Raw genomic sequence first — 20,526 nt, 5'->3', positions numbered from 1 at the left:
TAAATCAGTTCTTAGTCATATTTGAAAAAAGGGTCCAGCTATAAATAGCTAAACCCTCGGTATTTTTAATTTACACACTTTGTGAAACAGTGTCTGTAATTTTTACGCTTTTTGTTTCTGTTTCTGTTCTTTTTGTCAAATCTGTCAAGCCTGTCTTCCAGGCTGACTTCCATTTTTACATCTTTTTCTTCACTGTTTAAGTGTGTAGAAACTTCAGGCTTTATTCCTCTCTTATTCTTTTGAATTATACTTTTTACCTCTTTTACTGATAGTTTGAAAGAGTTACCGGGTAAACCTTCTGCGAGAGAATACCAGATTTCTTTTTTTAGAAAGTCAGTTTTTATGGGTTTTGCGAGTCCCTTGGAAGTCTCCAGATCGAGCAATTCTTTTGGGAAATCGTTTCTCGCTTCCATATAGGCGTCGAGTTCATATAAAAGGCAACATTTTAATTTTCCGCAGGCACCAGCCATTTTTTGCGCAGAAGGGGATAACCCCTGTTTGGTAACTGCCTCTGAAGAGATACTTTTAAAATCGGTTCTCCAGCTTGAGCAGCACAACTCTCTTCCGCACGAGCCAATTCCCCCAACCAGTCCGGCTTCCTGCCGGGCACCAATCTGTTTCATCTCAATTTTAATGCGGAACTCCTGTGCATATTTTTTTATCAGTTCCCTGAAATCTACACGTCCTTCAGCAATGTAATAAAATATAGCTTTATTATTGTCGCCCCTGAATTCAACATCTCCGATTTTCATCTCGAGGCCTAAATCTGCAGCAATCTGCCGGGCACGGATCATCGTAGGCTTTTCACGAAGCCTCGCTTTAATCAGTTTGTCCAGGTCGAGTTCGGTAGCCTTGCGGTAAATTGTATTTAAAGTATATCTTTCAGGATTTCTAATTTTTCTTGTAAATTGTTTTTCGGCCAAATACCCTGTTAACTGAACTTCTCCCACATCGTGCCCCGGAGAAGTTGCAACAACAACCTTGTCTCCGCGTTTTAGAGAAATACGACTGTTGTTTTCAAAAAACTCTCTGCGGGTTGATTTAAATTTTACTTCAACTATGTTTGATTGGTCTGTCGTATCGGGTAAATCGTTAATCCAGTCAAAAACATCCGTTGTTTGAGAACCGGCCGAATTATTAAGTGAACATCCATTGCAACTCATTGTTTTCTTTCCCCTCTTTTTAAATAATCCAGTGCAAAGATTGAAAAAAGATTTAAATATCGTAAATTAATGTAGTCTAAATTAAAATTTTAACTTATGAATTTTGAAGAAATTTTTGCAGGCGTTAATTTTTTAGCCGTTTTGGTTTCGGCTTTAAGTGCATTTGTTATTGGCTGGTTGTGGTACGGTCCGCTTTTTGGAAAACAGTGGATGAAACTGAATGGTTTTACCGAAGAACAACTCAAGAAAGGTGGAGGAATGTCAATGCCTTTGATTATGATTATCAATTATGTGGCAACAGTTTTGGCAGCTTTTGCCATAGCTATGTTTATAGGAGCAGAATCCAACATGTCATTTGGCATTTTCGCCGGCTTTATGATTGCAATTTTCTGGATTGGTACCAGTCGCTTAAACGATGTTCTTTATGAACGAAAACCTTTTGGACTGTTTCTTATTAATGTTGGTTATTATTTGGTGATTTATGTGCTGATGGGGGCAATATTAGGTGTATGGCACTAAATTTTGTTGTGTTTTTCTTTACTAAAAGATAAAAACACAACAAACAGATATAAAAAATAGATGTTTCGGGCGCGGAATTCCATTCGGATTCTGCTTTTTTTTGTTCCTTTAAAATAAATTTGTTCAAAGGAAATTTTATGTCGATGAGAATTCAGCGCCTTACATTTTTATTGATTCTGGCCTTCTTGCTTCAAAATAAAGAAACCCGGGCATTTGTGCTTAGCAGGCATTCCGAGATAAGTGTTTTAACCTGCAGTCCCGGAGATGAAGCTTATTCGGTTTACGGACATTCTGCTATTCGTGTAAAGGATGAGTCGTATAATTATGATGTGGTTTTTAATTACGGAATTTTTGATTTTAGTTCTCCCAATTTTCTTTACCGTTTTGCCAGCGGGCAAACCGATTATTTGCTTGGGGCTTACGGGTTTTCTGATTTTGTTGATGATTATATCGCCGCTAAAAGAAGCATTTACGAACAGGTATTAAATCTCACACAACATGAAAAACAAAAAGTTTTTGATTTTTTACTTTGGAATGCCCAACCGGAAAACCGGGTTTACCGCTACAATTTTCTCTTTGATAATTGCGCCACCCGGGTTCGCGACGTCATTCAGGAGCAGTCTGATGGAAACGTTAATTTTCCGGAGAAGCCTGAAAATCAAAAAACATTCAGGGATTTAATAAAGGAATATCACTCCAAATTGTTGTGGTTAAATTTTGGAATCGACCTGATTGTTGTCGCTCCTTCCGATAAAGATGCTTCGGCTTTTGAAGAAATGTTTTTACCCGATTATCTTATGGGTCATTTCACTAATTCAACAATAACAACCGGAAACGAAACAAAACCTTTGGTAAGAGCCACCAATGTAATTTACCAGGCACCTGAATCAACATTTAAAAGTTTGAAAATAGTTAGTCCTTTTGTAGTTTTTGGCATTTTGCTGCTGCTCGTTATCTATGTGTCTGTTCGGCAATGGCGGAAAAAGAAGATAAACTATTTGACAGATTACCTGGTTTTTGGGATTAACGGTTTTATGGGAGTTGTTATGTTGTGGTTTGTTTTGTATTCAGAACATCCGGCTATGCACCCCAATTATAATCTTTTGTGGGCAATTCCCGTGAATCTAATTTTTATATTTATTTGGAAAATAAAAAAGTGGAGGACAGTAACTCGGTATTACTTTGTTGTTGTTTCAGTGTGGTTGTTGCTTTTTTTGCTTTTAGGTTCTCTTGTCCCCCAGAAATTCCATGTTGTTTTTTACCTTTTAACTTTGATTGTTTTAGCGCGGGCTGTATTGAATACTTTGTTCGTTTTGCGGGGTAAAACTTTTGACCGGTTAACTTAATCTGATTGTTGAAAAAAATCTGTGAACAAAATCCTGAGCAGTTTCCTTCCTGTAGCTAAACTTGTATCTTTGTTTTTCATAAAATAAAACGGATTTGACAGGTTCAAAAAAATATGTTGAGACGCCTTTAATGAAGCAATACTATGCTATTAAAGACAAACATCCTGACGCAATTTTATTGTTCAGGGTCGGCGATTTTTATGAAACATTTGGAGAGGATGCGATAAAAACAGCAGAGATTGTCGGGATTACACTTACCCGCAGGGCAAACGGGGCGGCAAGTTATGTTGAGCTGGCCGGCTTTCCGCATCATGCACTCGATACCTATTTGCCCAAATTGGTACGCGCAGGGCAGAGGGTCGCTATTTGTGAACAACTTGAAGACCCAAAGTTGACCAAGAAAATTGTTAAACGTGGAATTACGGAACTGGTAACCCCCGGAGTTTCTATTAATGATAATATTCTTGAAAACCGTGAGAATAATTTTCTAGCCTCTGTTCATTTCGACAAAAAGTTGGCTGGTGTCGCTTTTCTTGATATTTCAACCGGAGAGTTTTTAACTGCACAGGGGAATTATGAATATATCGATAAATTGTTGAATTCCTTTCAGCCGAAAGAAGTACTTTTTCAGCGTGGAAGAGGAAAAGAGTTTACCGAAATTTTTGGTAATAAGTTTTATACGTTTAATCTTGATGATTGGGTTTATACGGATGAATCAGCCAACGATCGTTTGCTTCGGCATTTTGAAACTGCCTCATTAAAAGGTTATGGTGTGCAGGGCATGTCGTTGGCAGTTATCGCTTCTGGAGCAATTTTGCACTATCTTGATATCACTCAGCACAGCCAGTTAAAACATATTACCGGCCTGAGTCGGATTGAAGAAGAACACTATGTATGGCTCGACCGGTTTACCATTCGGAATCTTGAACTTTTTTCGCCATTGCATGATAGTGGAAAATCATTGATCCAGGTGATTGATAAAACCATTTCGCCCATGGGTTCACGTTTGTTAAAACGCTGGTTGGCGCTTCCGTTAAAAGACGTAGATCCGATCAATGACCGCCTGAATGTGGTTGAGTTTTTTCTGAAAAATCCTCAAATCCGCGAGAACCTGGAGGAACATCTGCGCCAGATTGGCGACCTCGAGCGTTTGGTTTCAAAAGTAGCGGTGGGCAGAATTAATCCACGTGAAATGGTTCAGGTAAAAAATGCTTTAAATGCTATTTTGCCAATAAAAGAATGGTGTGCCGATGCAGACAATAAAACCTTACAAAGGTTTGCCGAGCAATTAAATCCGTGTGACGGTATTCGTGAAAAAATTCATAAAGAAATTTTACCCGATCCACCAACTGCAATCAATAAAGGAAAAGTAATTGCCGAAGGCGTTTCACAGGAACTGGATGAACTTCGCGATATTGCCTATTCCGGGAAAGATTATCTCGCAAAAATTCAGAAACGGGAAAGTGAAAAGTATGGAATTCCTTCGTTGAAAATAAGTTACAATAATGTTTTTGGATACTACATCGAAGTCCGGAATACACACAAAGATAAGGTGCCGGAGGACTGGATTCGCAAACAGACTTTGGTAAGCGCAGAACGTTATATTACGGAAGAATTAAAAGAATACGAAGCAAAAATATTGGGAGCGGAAGAGAAAATTCAGGTATTGGAAACTCAGATTTTTAACGAAATTGTTTTTGCTTTGGCTGATTATATTTCTGCCATTCAGCTGAATTCGAATATTTTGGCGAGGATTGATTGTTTGTTGTCTTTTGCCGGTTGTTCAACCAGCTACGGATATTTCAGGCCTGAGGTAAATGATTCTAATACAATTGACATTAAGAATGGGCGACACCCGGTAATTGAACAGCAGCTTCCGATCGGGGAATCCTACATTTCAAATGATGTTTTTTTGGATCAGGATGACCAGCAGATTATTATTATTACCGGACCCAATATGGCAGGTAAATCGGCACTGCTGCGGCAAACAGCTCTGATTGTTTTATTGGCTCAAATGGGAAGTTTTGTTCCGGCAGAGTCGGCTAAAATTGGTTTTGTTGATAAGATTTTTACGAGGGTAGGAGCGTCTGATAATATATCACTGGGCGAATCTACTTTTATGGTGGAAATGAATGAAGCGGCCAGTATTCTGAATAATGTATCCGACAGAAGTTTGATTCTTTTTGATGAACTGGGGCGCGGAACGTCTACTTACGACGGGATTTCCATTGCCTGGTCGATTGTGGAACATTTGCACGAGCATCCGAAGGCGAAAGCAAAGACTTTATTTGCAACTCATTATCACGAGCTAAACGAAATGGAGGGCGCTTTTCCACGTGTGAAAAATTTTAATGTTTCCATAAAAGAGGTGGGAAATAAAGTAATTTTCTTACGAAAACTGGTTCGCGGAGGGAGTAACCACAGTTTTGGGATTCATGTTGCAGGAATGGCAGGAATGCCAAAATCGGTGATAAAAAGAGCCGAACAGATACTCAAAAAACTTGAAGGTGGAAAAGAGACGGAAAATCTTTCAAAACCTTTGGAAGAAATTGGTGGAAACCGCGAGGGAATGCAGTTGAGCTTTTTTCAGTTGGATGATCCGGTATTGAAACAGATCCGTGATGAGATCGCCTATCTCGATGTGAATAACTTAACACCAATTGAAGCTTTAAATAAATTAAACGAGATAAAAAAGCTAACAGGTTTAAAATAAAACTTACCTTTTTTTTTCAATATTTTGCAGGAAAAAAAATTACCCATATATTTGCATCGCTTTAAAAGAAACGTTCTGTTAAATACGCGAGAATAGCTCAGTTGGTAGAGCACGACCTTGCCAAGGTCGGGGTCGCGGGTTCGAGTCCCGTTTCTCGCTCATCACGATATTCAAGGATGCCCGGGTGGTGGAATTGGTAGACACGTTGGACTTAAAATCCAATGATCATTATGATCGTGCGGGTTCAAGTCCCGCCTCGGGTACCATTGCGAGAATAGCTCAGTTGGTAGAGCACGACCTTGCCAAGGTCGGGGTCGCGAGTTCGAGTCTCGTTTCTCGCTCAAAAAAAGCTTCACAAAACATTGTGGAGCTTTTTTTTTGCTTTTATATTTTCCAGAAAGTCAGTAAAAATAAAAAGGAACAAGGTTGAGACTTTTCGGTTACTTGAGTTTTGTGCCCCGGAGAGTTCCACGTTTTTGTAAGTTTTTATATAGTTCCTTTTCTTTCCTTGTCTTCTCATTTGATAGTAAACAAACTGGCTAAAATGAAAAAAACAAATTGCCTTTATACCTGCTGTTGCTAACTTGTTTGTGTTTTTAAGCTCAATTGAACAACCTGAACAAAACCGAAGAAACGCTAAAGTTTATTACCATCAACAGACCTGATCCAGTCGCTCCTGATGGCAGCAATTTTTTTGTTCAGGGAATAAACCCCGGGAACTGGCTGAATCCTGAAGGTTATAAGTTTCGTTTTCGTAGAGCCGGTTCAGCAAGATTAATTGACCAGGCATTTCGGGAAATGCCTGGCCCCGATTTTACAAATGAATTCTGGAGGCAATTTAAAGACCATTACATTTCATATGAAGATGTCCTGTGCATAAAAAGTACATTGATGACAGTTATGGTTATTCGCGGGTGTTGGTGGGCGAAAAACGCCCAGATATTGTTTGTGAACATCCGGAAAAGAATTGCAGACGTTCAAAATACTTACAAGGTTTTACATCAAATATTTTTTAATCTCCAATCAGTTTTATCAGTTTCCCACGTGAAACCTGTTCGGTAAGTTCCATGTTGTTTAGCAAAGCCAGTTCATTCATTTGGTTTTGCGAAACGCCAAAAGTTTTGAGGGCATCTGCCAACGATCCGGAATTCCTCACCTGCTGGATTTTAATCCGTTTCGGTTTTACATTCAGTTTTGAAGTTTCGGTAAGGCGGTTGAAGTTTGACATTGTAAGTTCAAAAGTTTGCAGGTAGTTGCTAAAATCTTCACCCGACGAAACGCCGTGAAAAACATAAACAGAACCACTGTATTCGATAAAATAGGACAAAACTTTAATTGTTTGCTCCGCTCCTGTTTGCTCATTTTGCGATACTTGTTGTGACGAAATAACAACAGCGGGTAAGCCATTTACGGTTACATTCCTGCTTTCCAGCGTCGTTAAATTTAATTCCTGAACTACAATTTGTGCCGCCTCCGATGCTGTTTTTTGTTTGGCAAGGGTGAATATTACTGCTGCTTTGCCGTCGGCGGGAGCCATTTGTACCTGTAAGGGAGAATTTTCCAGTTTCCAGCCGGAAGGGACCGGAAATTTGAATCTCATTTCGGGATGGTAAAAGATACCGGATTCAACATAACCTTGTCGCGGATCTTCTCCGTAAACTATTCCGTCTATCATACGTAAATAGCTGTCTTCATTTACTTTCCAGTTGTTCGAATTAAGACTGTCCTGCCATGATGTTGCTCTTTGGTTTACATCGTTGTACCTGTCCCCCGGATTGGGGTGTGTGGAATAGAAGGTTGGAATACCGCCACTCTCGCTTTCCATTTGCATCTTGTCGAGGACATGAAAAAAATCAGCCATTTTATGTGCATCATAACCAATTTTGGTTGAATACTCAACGCCTAGTTTATCCGATTGTCGTTCATTATCCCGGCTAAATTTCAGGAACAAAAGTTGCATCCCCTGCATGGCATAGTCAGCAAACTGTCGAAAATCTTCAGAAACGATCATCCCGCCTACCAGAAGCAATTGTCCCAGCTGCTGCTTACTTTGCTGGCTGGCTGTGTGACGCGCTGTAATATGACCCATTTCGTGCCCCAATACACCGATCAATTCCGCTTCATTATTGAAGTGGGCCAGAATTCCCCGCGTCATGTAGATATATCCTCCCGGAACAGCAAATGCATTTATCACAGGCGAATCCAAAATTCTAAAATGATATTCCAGGTTTGGGCGATGCGAGATTTTTGCGAGTTCAGTACCTTTTTCCTCTATAAAAGCTTGTAAATCCTGATTCTCATATAATCCAAATGTGGCAATAACCGTCGGATCGTATTGTGCTCCCAACTCAATTTCTTGTTCTTCAGTCATTAGCATAAGCTGTTTCTTTCCGGTTACCGGATTTACTGCGCACGAAGGAATCAATAAAATTGCGGCGGTTAGCAAAACGAGTTTTGATAAAATTAGTATCTTTTTCATATAAAAGTCTTAATCTTTTGAAATCAATAATTTAGTTCATTTAAATGTGTCGATTTGAACTTTCAGCCTTTATTGGTAAATTTAGCGCTGTTTGAACAATTTCAGAAATTTTTATGCATAATAATAAAAGGTTTTGCCTGCCGCTTTTTTTTCTTTTAATCTCCACCTTGACTTTTTCTCAGGAACAAGCGTTAAAATCAATTGTTCAGAACGATTTAAAACAACATTTGACTTTTCTTTCTTCTGACGAATTACAGGGTAGAAAGCTTGGAGTAGGCGATGGTTTGGAAAAAACAGCTGAATATCTCGAAAGAAATGCAAAAAGAAACGGACTACAGCCGCTGAATGATAGTTACACGCAGAAGGTTGATATTTTTTCGATTCATCCAGATAATTCGCATACCTATTTAAAAGCTGAACATTCCAAAAAGAAAAAGAGCCTAAAGTCGCCTGCTATTTGTTTGGATAAGCAGATACTAAACCTGGATTTTAAAGGCAAAGTGGTTTTTGCCGGATTTGGGAAAGAAGATGAATCGGCGGGCTATGACGATTACGAGGGGGTGGATGTAAAAGGGAAAGTGGTTTTGCTTTCCTCCGGGGATATGGATTCCTTTCAGGAAGACAAAAATTTTCAATGGAGTGATCGTTGTGAACATAAAAAGAGACGATTAGCTTTTGAGAAAGGGGCAGAGGCGGTTGTTCTTATCACCAGCCCAAATGACAAAAAAAATAAGATCTTTGCGCAGCTTGAAAAATGGATGAATAGAAATAATTTCACGTTAAAAACTGAAAATCAAGGCGAAGGAGAAAAGTATTTTATTACCACTCCCGAATTTGCCGATTTTTTGTTGGGAGGAAAAAACAGGTACAAAAAGTATCTGGAAACAATTGTAAAAGAAAATAAAGCAAATTTGTTGGAGCCGGAAAATGATGAGATTGAAATTCATATTCAAAGAGAGATTCAAACTTTTCATTCACGAAATATTCTGGGAATGGTGGAAGGAAGCGATTCTGATTTGAAAGATGAGTTTGTAATTTATATGGCTCATTACGATCATTTGGGAATCAGCGAGGATGGGGATGTATATAACGGTGCCGATGATAACGGTTCGGGGACAACCGTTTTGCTTGAATTGGCGGAAGCTTTTTCTTCAATGAAAGTAAAACCTAAACGAAGCCTCTTGTTTTTGTGGGTGACCAGTGAAGAGATTGGCTTATTTGGTTCTGGTTTTTATTCCGGAAATCCGCTTGTTCCAATGGAAAAAACAACGGCCTGTATTAATCTTGATATGGTTGGAAGAGTATATGAACCAAGGGATTCGGTTTGGAGGCGTTCACCCAAAATGGTGAAGAATTTTGATGGTCTGTTTACACTTACTAACGATGTGTGGCCGGAATTGAAGCAGATTAGTGACTCCGTTTGTTATAGTTTGCACCTGGTTCCGGATAATTCACTGCCTGCACAATTTCTTCGAAGCAGTGATCATTATCATTTTCATAAAAATAATGTGCCGATTTTGAACGTGGCAACCGGTTATCATGCCGATTATCATAAGCCCACCGATGAAGTTTCAAAAATTAATTTTGATAAGATGAAACGGGTAGCCGATTTTGTTTTTCTGGTTGGCTATGAGGTGGCAAATTATGAGCCACTTCGGAAAACAGGATCGCCGGCAAATTAAAAAAAATGCCCGATTCCGAACAGCTTTTCCTTAATATTTTTTGTGAACAACACCACTGTTTTTAAATCCCCCTCCTTCGGAGGGGTTAGGGGAGGCCCTTACCTTGCGGCTTTTAAACCTTCAGTAGTCGTATAATATTTTACAATCATATTGGGTACTTCCCATTCCGGTAATTTCCCGTCAATAAGATACTGCAAATACTTTTCAGTAACCTGTCCAAAATGTGCTTCGTGGCCCACTTTGAATTTGGCAGGAATATTTAATTTCCATGTTGTGTCGGTGAGTTTTTCCAACTCAATGCCGGAATAATTTGATGTTAATCCCTGTACTGCATTGTACAAATAACCGGCAAATTCTTTGATGTCAACATCCGGACTTGCTTCAATATAAAGTTGAGGTTTGTAGCCTTCTTCTTCTCCCTGTTTGATAATCAGGTTACACTTTGTTCCACGCATAATCGAATAGTGTGTGTCTCCGGCGCCTTCAGGTGCCTGGAAATTCCAGATTACAGAGGCTTTGGCGTGGATGCCCTTTAAAGTATAGTTTATCTCTCCATTGCTGTAAACCTTTAATACACCGTCTTCAACATCTTTTTGCAGATAATCGGGATATTCTGTTAATTTGGTAACTTTTTCAAACATTTCGGGTGTAAGGTCTGTGGTCCATCTTTTTGCAGACAATACATTTACATCCGATTTACTCAAAATAATTTCCGGAAAGGCTTCCCACTGGATTAGGTCAACGAGGTGTGTAGTTACGTCAACGATACCTTCGCCCTGTTGTTTTGTATCGAAAAACCAGGCCGGACGTTTTAATGCACTTCCTGAAACATATTTAAAAAAGTGATGGACGCTTTCTTTTGTTATTGCCGGTTCTTCTTCAGTTCCGGTTTGTAATGTTCCAAAAACTTCAGGAATATGTGCAAGTTCGCGTTGCAACATAGTCGTTATTTCATGACGTTCAGTCATTATATCGTATAAAAGAACACCTTTTTCTTCGGCAACTTTGAACGCCTGCTCCAGGGTTGGAAATTCCTCGGGAGAAATAACCATTGGTTTATCTGCCAGAACATTAATTCCTGCATCAATGGTTTTTAAAATGTATTCTGTTTTTTTTGCATTGTTACCCGCTGTTACCATAACATTTCCTGGTTTTTCTTCCAGCATTTTTTCCAGAAAATCAGCTCCGGTATATACTTTCTCCTCCCAGGCGGTCGGATTCTCAGCACGAGTGTTGTAACTGTTTATCAAAGCCAGGTGGCCCTGAATATCGGGTCCTTCAGGTGCATACACATAAACAGTTGGATCAACTTGTTGATACATGTTTTTCTGAACCAGCGCTGCATGGAAATGTCCCGGATCCAGCGTCATAATTTTAACTTCACCTTTTGCTCCTGTAAACATGGGTTTTACTTCTTCGGTTTCTGTTGATTTATTGCCTCCTGAACATGCCAAAAGAAATGCAGCAGCAAGTGCAATTATCGGTAATTTTTTCATTGTGAATAGAATTTTAAGTAGTTTCCGTGTACGTACACACAAAAGTACAATTTTATTTCATTTTGTTGTTAATTGTATGTTTTCTTCTGTGGATTGAGCTTTAAATTATTGGAAGTCGGTTTATTCTTCAATCATATATTTTATTCTGGTATCGTAATCTGTGTAATGGATGTATTTTTTGTTTTCCATCCACAAAACTACAGTTTTTGCACTCTCAGGCAGATAGCGCGGCACATAAGGCCGAACATTGTCGTACTCCGAGTTTTCTGTAATCGGAGTAATATCCCAGGTTTTTCCCTGGTCATTGGTACTGTACTTTTCAATTTCAAAAATATCGTTTACTTCCCGTGACAGGTAAACATCATTTGGATTTTGAGGGTTAAATGTCATATTTCCCATGTAGTGAGGTTCACGTTCAACTTCTCCTTCCTGTGTTTGAGGAAACCATTTTCCTGCTTTACAAAGTTCTACATCTTCCCATTTTTGTGAGCCCGAATTGTACCATGCATAATGGTACCGGTGATCTGTTTCTTCCGGATGACGCGAATATAAGATGTATGGTGCTCCGTTTTTTTCAACCACATCAGCAATCCATGCCCGACCGGTTTCGGTGCTTGCCTGGTAAACAAGAGAGCCGTCTTCAACGTCAAAAGGAAGCTCAGAAAGAGTACAGATTTTTGTCCCATCGGCTTTCCAAAATGCCCCGTTTTCGTAATAACAGTAATAAACAGAATTAAATTCTTCATTGCGGGGATGCCCGTTGGTGTAAATCATATGAATTTTGGATGCTCCGTCGGAATAATATTTTGCATATGGACGGTTATTAGGGTCAAACGGTTCGTTGCTTACCACCACATATTGCTGATCCCAGGTTTTTCCATTGTCGCCTGAAATTATAAGGTTGGGTTTGTAACCTATCCACCTGCCAAATGAAAACAGTTTACTGTCTTCTGCTTTTAGAATATATGGATTGGCGTAGGTGTATGTCTCACGGGGAAAATTCTCAAGGAGCTCGTCAGATACAGGTTTAAAAACAACGTTTTCGTCAAATGAATGAACATCGGAACCGTTGGTTGTTGTATTTGAAATTACACCTTTTTTTGTGGAATGCCACGCGTACATGGTAATGATGTTCCCGTTGGATAAAACAGCAAATGCGGGATTGTCATGGTCGTCAACCTCCATTTTGGGATTTATATTTTCAAATTCTTTTTCACCTGTTTCAATATTTAATGAAGCGGTTTCAATTGAGCCATCCTTTTTCACCCACCCGGTTACAATTTTATCTTCTGAATAATAAATGGCGCGCGGATCAGAAAACCAACACCAGGCGCCATCGTCGGTTAATGTTGGAATAGTATCTTTTGCAATTGAATCTGTTTTTTCTTTTACATTTTTATTTGAGTTGCAAGCTGAAAAGCTAGCTCCCAAAGCAAATAAAATTATCGGCAATACGGGAAACCTAAGTTTTTTTGTTCTGTTCATTACTTTGTTTTTATCGATCGTTAATTAAATGAAAACGTCATAAATATATAAAATCAGCATGTTTTTTTGCCGTCAATATCTTTAAAGTCGATCTTGTATTTTTCGCCATTATTTAATGTGATTTTGGCGCCCAGTGGAGAAAATTCAGAAGTAATGTCCATGATTTCGATATCTTTTATGGGTGACAATTCTTCCTCTGTCCATTCACTGTTGTCCGTTTTGTGCAGCATTGCCGAAATCATTAGTTCCATTGGCGGATTCTTTTGCAACCGCTTTTTGTAGGCATAAATGACAGTACTTGTATCCGCTTCAGCGTTTCGGTTAGTATGAACCAAGTGTTCAATCGTATCCCAGCCACGGTATGTTATTAATGCAGTTTGTCGTCCGTTGATGGCAGCAGTAATCACCTTTTTTGTTTCGTCTTCAATTTGATTTACCACGGCTTTTTCTCCCTCTAAATGAGGCAGTCCAAAATGTCCAAGTGTCAGTTCATACTCAAATGCGAGTCGTGAGCGGTCCACACGAATAACTCCGCCGGGAATTGTTATTTCCGCCAGGTCAATAATGTATCCAACTCCGTTGTTTGGAGGCCGCCGCATGATTGCCTGCCGGTACAGAATATTTTCACGAACACCGTTAAAAAGCATATTTTGCGAAATGGTGTATTTCTGGTTTTTGTCTGAGTCGTTTTGAACGGTCAAGCCGGTTAAATAAAAATTGATGTCGTCGCCTCTTACATCTCGTGGATCCTGGCTGCGGAAACTGTATTCCATGGAAGTCCCACCGTTTGGATCATGATCTTCCCACGGGAAATGTGTATTGTAGGCTAGCTTTGAATAATTGGGATCGTCGTAATATACTTTACCGGGGATAATCTCAGAAGTCCCATTTCTTCCATGATTTACCAAAACCAACCCCGGACTTTCCAATACTGTTCTTTTAGAATGATTTCCAAGTTTTTCCCACGTCCCGTCATTTTCTTTGGCGGTCCAAAACGGCGAATCATCAGGCAATGAAAGACAAATAAAGGGGAGAAACATTAAAAACGGACTGGCAGCGCAACTGTAATTCTGAATCATATACTCCTTTTGCCCGTAAAAACCAAGGCTTGGAATATCGTTATAGAAAAATTCTTCTTTGGTTACAAACTGAAGGAGCGAACCGGAACAAAGTCTCCGTGCCCAGCCGGCATCCAGCAGCGAAGGATTCTTAAGCATAAATGCAACCGGGAATGCCCCGGAAACCCAGGTTCGGTAACAAATACTGCGCGACCACATATTGATATATCCATCCCGACCAAAAAAGCTGGTGAGTGATTCCATTAGTTTTTGAGCCGATTTTTCAATAATTGCAGCAATTTCAGGGTAATATTCGTCACCGAAAGTGCGGTTCCAAATGGTTGTATAAACAATAAAAAGACTAATTGAGTAGTAATTGTATGTTTGTTCGAGATACCAGCCATCGCCCGAGTGATAGGAAGCCACCCACAAAAGATGGCTTTTTAGCAGGTCATCATCAATTTTATAGCCATATTTTTTCAGAAAAGAAAGTGTGATAATGTTGAAGATTCTCCAGTTGTTTTGTGTTGTCCTGTGGTGAGCCCATTTGGAAATACATTCCACCATTTCCACTTTTTCTTTTTCCGAATATTGTGTCCAAATGGTTTCCGGCATTAAAAGCAAAGTCTTAAAAAGACCGCCGAATTCACAAGTAAACTGGTAGTTGGAATCGGGCAACTCATCAGGCAACGGCAGCGAATTTGGATGCCCCGGGGTAAATGTGTTGTATATCTGAAGTTTGTAATAATCACGCAGTTTTATATTATTTATTTCTATTTCAGGGTCGACATGAATGAGCGGGCCTGCCAGGGTAAACGTTCTTTCCAACGCCTCAAATTCGGCCGATCGATATCTCCAGTCCGGTGCATTCGGCTGTGGATAGCTTTTACCCGGAACCTTTGGAAATGACAAAGGTGTATTTATTGAGTCGATATTTTTGAAAGCCCTTTTCAACAGGTATTTGGCAAGTTCGATATAATGTTTCTTTGTCATCCCGGTTAACGGACTTAACTCAAAATCAGGATTTTTAACTTCAAATGCTTTTTTCATTGATTGCCGGATTAGTGTTCTTATATTAATTAAACAGTTGACTTTAATATAGTCTATTTTCTTTGAGAACAAACAATACTTAAGAATTATTTGTAGGGAGTAATTGGGCGCGGATAAGTTTTTTTACAATGTTGAATGCTAATCTTATCTAATTGACAATATAAAATAGAAGGATTGTTTTTTTTGAATAAGAAAATAGCGCTTTATCTTTAAATCTAACCAAACATTAGTTATTATCAAAGTGCAAATTATTATTGTTCTGCAATTTCATCTTCATCATCAACCCCTTTCAAAGGAGTGATGTTTTCTTTAGGTCCCGGTTAGCCTTCGTTTTGGCTGATTTGACCTAGACTATTTGATTGAATTTCAGAAGCTGACAACGACAAAGTATATTTATTATATTATTTATGATACAAAATTAAATACACAGTAAAAGAATTATTGTCCAAAAGCAGATAAATAATGCATTAATGATTGGATAAAATGTGATTAAATTAGATTTGCGTAAAAAGTTTTAAGGTTTTATAAATGTGGTTAAAATCGTGTTTGCTGTCAGCTTACAAAAAATATTACAACAGGCACACCCGCTGTTATGTTAACAAGTTAAAAAAAGTCAGCGATCATTCTTAAATGCTTAAGCAATTTCATTTTCAGAACTATCGCTGACTAATGTTCACAAACTATAACTAAACTATCTATAATCCTTTTCTAAAGATTATTAGTATCCTGGATTTTGGTCAAATTCAGCATCTATATTCAGATCAATTTGAGTCTGTGGGATAGGCAACAGAACATGGTAGTCTTTTGCATTAAGCCCCGGAAATTTAGGATTGTTATTGTATTTAAGAATTCTTTCGATTAGTTTTCCGGTACGTCGCAAAGTGATTTGTCTTTGTTCTTCACCCCAAAGTTCCCTGATACGTTCGTCGAGCATATAGTCAATAGTCGCCTCATCGGCTGTAATAGGGGTTGCATTTGAACGTTCGCGAATTACGTTAATATCGTCTGCTGCTTTACCTTTCTGCCCTAGGTTTATATATGCTTCTGCGCGTAACAAATATGTTTCAGCTAATCTTAATGCATACTGATCTTTGTGGTTGTTCCCTCCGCCAGAGCGATCCGGACTGGTAAAATGGTTACACGGATCGGCAAATTTCATAAAATACGGGAAAATATACTGGCAGGTATCTTTAATTGGATCCCTTCCGGCATCGGATGGATAAAGGCTAAAGTCAACCGCTTGTCCGTAATAGGCTGATGCCGGGTTGTCCCAATAGAACTTACGTTTTATCATATGTTTTGCATTCCTATAGTCGTTGTCCCAATCGCTTTTCCAAATGGCGTTCGCAGCGTGATATGTAGGTCTAATCCAGGCGACAGGACGGCCAAGAGTGTCAGAATATCCTGTGTATTTTCCGTTGTAGTACTCTCCTAAAAATGCCTGATAACCGTCGGGGGTATTTCCCATCCTGAAATAAGCACAACCAAATCCCCTTTCACCAAGGTTGCTAGAACCTCCTTCAACAAGGGGTTCGTATTGATCAACCCAAATTGCTTCGGTGTTTGCATCAAGATTATGGTTTCCGTAAGCGTGCAGGTCAAGGTAAACATCGCCACTTCCAAAAACATCAACAGTACTTCCAAAACGTTCGGTCATAATTGCATAACCATAATCGTCTATCACATGGGTACAAGCTTCCACAGCCTCCTGGTTTTTCCCTTGTGCCACATAGGCTTCTGCCAAAAAGTGCCATGCTGCTCCCTGGGTAATCCTGCCTGGATCTTCTTCTTCTCCACGTACGGGAAGGTAGGTAGTCCCAAACTTCAGATCGCTTTCCATTGCTGCATAAACTTCTGAAACAGGGTTTCTTGTAAAATCAGTTTTTGGCGCATTTATCACTTCTGTAACAATAGGAACAGCACCAAAACACGATACAAGTTCGCGATATGCATAAGCCCTGAAAAACATAGCCTCGGCTTTGTATGCATTCATCTGATCTTCATTTTCCCATATTTCCAGATCCGATTCCTCGATTGCTGCAATTAATACATTTGCATTTTGTATCAATTTATAGTTACGTGTCCAGCTATCACGACTAACATAATTGGTAGAAGTAAAAAAGGAGACAAAATCGCAGGGGAATTTAGTACTGGCCGGATCTTCACCATGGTAAGCGATATCGGTACTCACTCCTCTTCTCCATGCAAAACATTCCTGTGAAGCTGCATCTTTGAACAGATAATTACGGGCATAGGCGTGAAGCCCCGAAATACCTTGCCGTGCTCCGGCAACACTGCTGTATGCATTTTTTGGTGCCAAAAAATCCAGTGGTGTCTCTTCCAATATTTCATCTTCGTTGCATGATATGCCTATCAATGGAATAATCAATACCGCTAAAATGTATGTTCTGATTATTCTAAATATTTTTTGTTTCATCGTTTTAAAATTTATAGGTTTCTAATCTCCTTAACTAATTATAGCGAAAGTTTTACTCCTACAGTGATATTTCGCATTAATGGCGTATTACTGGTGCCTGTTTCAGGATCCCAACCCGACCATTTTGTCCAGGTATACAAATTTTTACCTGAAATGTACATTTGTAAATTAGATATTTTCAATCGGTTTAATACCGAATCATTGAATTTATATGACAGAGAAATATCCTGAAGCCGGATAAATCCTCTGCTTTGATAAATTCCACTTGACACAGCCGGTGAGTTGTAAATTCCAGTTGCATTGTTTACTCCGTTATCCGGAGTCCAGTATTGACGTACTGCCGACATGTTTGTACGATATACATCATCGGACCTCCACTTCGTATTAAGAACACCAGCGTTATCCATTATGTAATAACCATTTCCACCACATATTGAGTTAAGCAGAAAGTTTAAGCTGAAATTTTTGTAAGATAATGAGTTGTTGATACTGAAGCGGAAGTTTGGATCTTCGTAGCCAATTACCTTCCTGTCGTTAGTTGGATCAATTACTCCATCTCCGTTCTGATCAACATATTTAAACTGACCGGGATACCAATCGTCGAGGATTTGCCCGCTGTAGAGTTCTTCTTCAGTCCAGACGCCCCCGGCCATTTTATAGTCGTACTGAGCACTAATTGATTCACCTACAAACCATTCGTTTCCAATATCGGCATCGTTTTCATCGCCATAAAGTTTTGTAATTTCATTTCGGTTCAAACTAAAGGTAAAATTTGAAGTCCATTTAAAATCACTTTGTTCCATATTAATGGTGTTCAACATGATTTCAATCCCTTTATTATTAATCCCTCCAATATTTGTGTAAACGTTTTCATATCCTGCGGTTGCAGGTAATGCCCTTTGTACAAGTACATCTGTGGTATTTGCATTGTATAAATCCAAAGATCCGGAAATTCTTTGATTCAGAAATGCAAAATCGACACCAATATTGGTTGATGCTGTCTTTTCCCATTTTAAGTCATCATTGCCCAGGCTTTCGCTTGGATAAAGACCTATACTTGTTTCAGCACCATAAATATATGAGAGTGTCTCCATTGTTGAAAAACTTTTATAGCGTCCCAATCCCTGGTTTCCGTTTATACCATAGGATACACGCAATTTCATGTATGGAAAACTGCTGCCAATAAAATCCTCTTCAGAAATAACCCAACCTAAAGAAAGGGATGGGAAGTTTGCAAATTTATTGTTTGCGCCAAAGCCTGAATAACCATCGCGGCGTATAGTACCTGTAAGGTAGTAACGGTTTTTATACGAGTAACTAGCTCTTCCCATGTAAGATATTCCGTCTTCTTCCCATGCTGAAGTAGATACAGTAGAAAGCGTCCCTAATCCAAGTCCGTTGTAGCTAAGCTGTTGGTTTTCAAATCCTGATGCCGACAAGGTAGAGGCATTTGCAGCCGAATGTTCGCGACTGTAAAGGAAAGTTGCATTTAAATTGTGGTCGCCAAAATTGCGCAGATAGGTAAGTATGTTGTTCTGAATCCAGCTTCTTTCCTCATAATGGTATTTACTACCAGCACCATTATTGCCAGCTCCGTCGTAGTGAGTCACTGGGAAGAATGTAAAATTATTTCGGGTGTAACTGGTGTTAGAGTAATTAATATCAAAACTTAATCCTTTTATCCAGGGAATTTTAATGTTTGCACTACCCACCATAAACAGGTTATTCCTGATATCGCTATTGTCGGCATATAGATGGATCAATGGGTATGGCATGTAGGCTTCGCCGGTTAAGTACATATCATAATCTGGTTGACCAATATGATTGTTTGCCAGCGGGCTACAATTTCTTGCGTCTGCAAGAATCGTATTATCATCGAGATCCGCGGACAATCCAGAATAGTCGCGATAAGAATAAGCTGTATTTAATCCTACTGTAAGCCAGTCATTAATATCGCTTTCTATATTTGATCGAACTGTAAATCTCGAGAATTTATCATTTACCAGTATTCCTTCCTCATTTGCATAGGAACCAGATACGTAATAGTTTGTTCTCCCTGTATTGCCCGAATAGCTTAAATTGTAGTTTTGTATTGGTGCAATTTGAGTGACTTCGTCAACCCAGTCAATTTCGTTCCCGGCAAGGTAATTATCTTTTTCTTCCTGAGTACGAAGAGTTGAAGCAACAACTTCCCGGTTGGTTATATCCGGCCTTACCGGTTTTCCCGCATCACTTGTCGGATTGGTTTTATACCAGGTGTACAAATCTTGCTGATAGTAATAATCGGTAAGACGAATGGCATACTGTTCTGCATTCATCACCTTCATCGGAGTGTTGGTCATATCCTGAAAACCATAGTACATACTAAACTCTACCTGTGGTTTTTCGGTAGTTCCTGATTTGGTAGTAATCAGAACAACACCGTTTGCCGAGCGTGATCCGTAAACGGCAGCAGCACTGGCATCCTTTAATATATCAATCGATTCAACATCGCTAACGTTAATGTCGGCAATGTCACCATTGTAAATAATACCATCGAGTACAATCAAAGGCCTATCAGAAGCAGATAAAGAAGTTTGCCCCCTCACTGAGAAATCAGGCTCTCCTCCGGCGGCTCCTGTTTGCTGAACGTTAATCCCAGCTGATGCCCCTGATAAAGATTGTAAAATGTTTAGATCAGCCTGAAGTGCCTTATCTTCCATCGATACTCTGGCCACCGAACCTGTCAGGTCGCTTTTTCGCATTGTACCGTATCCAACTGCGATGACTTCTCCAAGGCCAATGACATCAGGCTCCAAATCAACACCTATATTGGATTGATTACCAATTTCAACTTCCTGTGTTTTCATTCCAATAAAAGAAAACACAAGAGTAGTTGCATTATCGGGAACTGAAAGGTTGTAATTGCCGTCGGCATCGGTGACGGATCCGATCGTACTTCCTTTAACAAAAACAGTAACACCTGGTAAGGGTACACCCTCAGATGTAACTGTTCCTGAAATTTCTTTTTGTGCCATTGCACTACCAATGGTAACAAAAATTACCATTAATAAAGTTAATAGTTTTTGCATAAATAGAGATTTTTATAAATTATAAAG

At 39.3% G+C, this 20,526-nt stretch carries 12 protein-coding genes and 3 tRNA genes; 8 read left to right on the top strand and 7 right to left on the bottom strand.

The window, feature by feature from the left end; translation table 11 throughout:
• Positions 1 to 65: 65 nt before the first annotated feature.
• Positions 66 to 1,163, bottom strand: a complete 1,098-nt coding sequence (locus K5G00_RS16725) for a PSP1 domain-containing protein (protein WP_238767330.1) — start codon at positions 1,161 to 1,163, stop codon at positions 66 to 68.
• Between the two features lie 96 nt (positions 1,164 to 1,259).
• Here K5G00_RS16725 and K5G00_RS16720 point away from each other — a divergent pair, with 96 nt between their 5' ends.
• From K5G00_RS16720 to K5G00_RS16690, 7 genes are all read left to right on the top strand, one after another.
• Positions 1,260 to 1,682 (top strand): DUF1761 domain-containing protein, encoded by a 423-nt coding sequence (locus tag K5G00_RS16720; protein ID WP_238767329.1) that lies wholly within the window; start codon positions 1,260 to 1,262, stop codon positions 1,680 to 1,682.
• A 137-nt stretch (positions 1,683 to 1,819) separates the two neighbouring features.
• Complete coding sequence (locus K5G00_RS16715) at positions 1,820 to 3,028, top strand: Lnb N-terminal periplasmic domain-containing protein (RefSeq protein ID WP_238767328.1); 1,209 nt, start codon at positions 1,820 to 1,822, stop codon at positions 3,026 to 3,028.
• A gap of 94 nt (positions 3,029 to 3,122) precedes the next feature.
• A complete protein-coding gene (gene mutS / locus K5G00_RS16710) occupies positions 3,123 to 5,741 on the top strand; it encodes a DNA mismatch repair protein MutS (RefSeq protein ID WP_238767327.1) in 2,619 nt (872 codons plus the stop codon).
• Between the two features lie 86 nt (positions 5,742 to 5,827).
• Positions 5,828 to 5,900 (top strand) — tRNA-Gly (locus K5G00_RS16705).
• 19 nt (positions 5,901 to 5,919) lie between these two features.
• A tRNA-Leu gene (locus K5G00_RS16700) sits at positions 5,920 to 6,007 on the top strand.
• Positions 6,008 to 6,009: 2 nt separating this feature from the next.
• Positions 6,010 to 6,082 (top strand) — tRNA-Gly (locus tag K5G00_RS16695).
• Between the two features lie 265 nt (positions 6,083 to 6,347).
• Positions 6,348 to 6,803, top strand: a complete 456-nt coding sequence (locus K5G00_RS16690) for a hypothetical protein (protein WP_238767326.1) — start codon at positions 6,348 to 6,350, stop codon at positions 6,801 to 6,803.
• Here K5G00_RS16690 and K5G00_RS16685 read toward each other — a convergent pair.
• Positions 6,754 to 8,220: a M48 family metalloprotease gene (locus K5G00_RS16685; RefSeq protein WP_238767325.1), complete on the bottom strand. Its 1,467-nt coding sequence runs from the start codon at positions 8,218 to 8,220 to the stop codon at positions 6,754 to 6,756. The two genes, K5G00_RS16690 and K5G00_RS16685, sit on opposite strands and share 50 nt — an antisense overlap.
• Positions 8,221 to 8,333: 113 nt before the next feature.
• Here K5G00_RS16685 and K5G00_RS16680 point away from each other — a divergent pair, with 113 nt between their 5' ends.
• Entirely contained in the window at positions 8,334 to 9,902 is a 1,569-nt protein-coding gene (locus tag K5G00_RS16680; RefSeq protein ID WP_238767324.1) for a M28 family peptidase, read from the top strand.
• Between the two features lie 98 nt (positions 9,903 to 10,000).
• Here K5G00_RS16680 and K5G00_RS16675 read toward each other — a convergent pair whose 3' ends face one another.
• The 5 genes from K5G00_RS16675 to K5G00_RS16655 form a co-directional block, all read right to left on the bottom strand.
• On the bottom strand, positions 10,001 to 11,398 hold the full coding sequence (locus K5G00_RS16675) for a putative oxidoreductase C-terminal domain-containing protein (RefSeq protein WP_238767323.1): 1,398 nt from the start codon (positions 11,396 to 11,398) through the stop codon (positions 10,001 to 10,003).
• A 120-nt stretch (positions 11,399 to 11,518) separates the two neighbouring features.
• Complete coding sequence (locus tag K5G00_RS16670; RefSeq protein WP_238767322.1) at positions 11,519 to 12,883, bottom strand: BNR-4 repeat-containing protein; 1,365 nt, start codon at positions 12,881 to 12,883, stop codon at positions 11,519 to 11,521.
• A gap of 53 nt (positions 12,884 to 12,936) precedes the next feature.
• Positions 12,937 to 14,991 carry a DUF2264 domain-containing protein gene (locus K5G00_RS16665; RefSeq protein WP_238767321.1) on the bottom strand — a complete coding sequence of 685 codons (2,055 nt, stop codon included), beginning with the start codon at positions 14,989 to 14,991 and terminating at the stop codon, positions 12,937 to 12,939.
• A 718-nt stretch (positions 14,992 to 15,709) separates the two neighbouring features.
• Positions 15,710 to 17,428 (bottom strand): RagB/SusD family nutrient uptake outer membrane protein, encoded by a 1,719-nt coding sequence (locus K5G00_RS16660; RefSeq protein ID WP_238767320.1) that lies wholly within the window; start codon positions 17,426 to 17,428, stop codon positions 15,710 to 15,712.
• Positions 17,429 to 17,466: 38 nt separating this feature from the next.
• Positions 17,467 to 20,499 carry a SusC/RagA family TonB-linked outer membrane protein gene (locus K5G00_RS16655; RefSeq protein ID WP_238767319.1) on the bottom strand — a complete coding sequence of 1,011 codons (3,033 nt, stop codon included), beginning with the start codon at positions 20,497 to 20,499 and terminating at the stop codon, positions 17,467 to 17,469.
• Positions 20,500 to 20,526 lie beyond the last annotated feature (27 nt).

The organism is Maribellus maritimus (genome assembly GCF_022267315.1).
Taxonomy (GTDB): domain Bacteria; phylum Bacteroidota; class Bacteroidia; order Bacteroidales; family Prolixibacteraceae; genus Draconibacterium; species Draconibacterium maritimum.
This window is presented reverse-complemented; position numbering and strand designations above follow the sequence as displayed.

Bases quoted from the DNA above. Each gene is read 5' to 3' on its own strand.
- K5G00_RS16725 (WP_238767330.1), bottom strand. From the start codon at position 1,163: ATGAGTTGCAATGGATGTTCACTTAATAATTCGGCCGGTTCTCAAACA.
- K5G00_RS16720 (WP_238767329.1), top strand. From the start codon at position 1,260: ATGAATTTTGAAGAAATTTTTGCAGGCGTTAATTTTTTAGCCGTTTTG.
- K5G00_RS16715 (WP_238767328.1), top strand. From the start codon at position 1,820: ATGTCGATGAGAATTCAGCGCCTTACATTTTTATTGATTCTGGCCTTC.
- K5G00_RS16685 (WP_238767325.1), bottom strand. From the start codon at position 8,220: ATGAAAAAGATACTAATTTTATCAAAACTCGTTTTGCTAACCGCCGCA.
- K5G00_RS16680 (WP_238767324.1), top strand. From the start codon at position 8,334: ATGCATAATAATAAAAGGTTTTGCCTGCCGCTTTTTTTTCTTTTAATC.
- K5G00_RS16675 (WP_238767323.1), bottom strand. From the start codon at position 11,398: ATGAAAAAATTACCGATAATTGCACTTGCTGCTGCATTTCTTTTGGCA.
- K5G00_RS16670 (WP_238767322.1), bottom strand. From the start codon at position 12,883: ATGAACAGAACAAAAAAACTTAGGTTTCCCGTATTGCCGATAATTTTA.
- K5G00_RS16665 (WP_238767321.1), bottom strand. From the start codon at position 14,991: ATGAAAAAAGCATTTGAAGTTAAAAATCCTGATTTTGAGTTAAGTCCG.
- K5G00_RS16660 (WP_238767320.1), bottom strand. From the start codon at position 17,428: ATGAAACAAAAAATATTTAGAATAATCAGAACATACATTTTAGCGGTA.
- K5G00_RS16655 (WP_238767319.1), bottom strand. From the start codon at position 20,499: ATGCAAAAACTATTAACTTTATTAATGGTAATTTTTGTTACCATTGGT.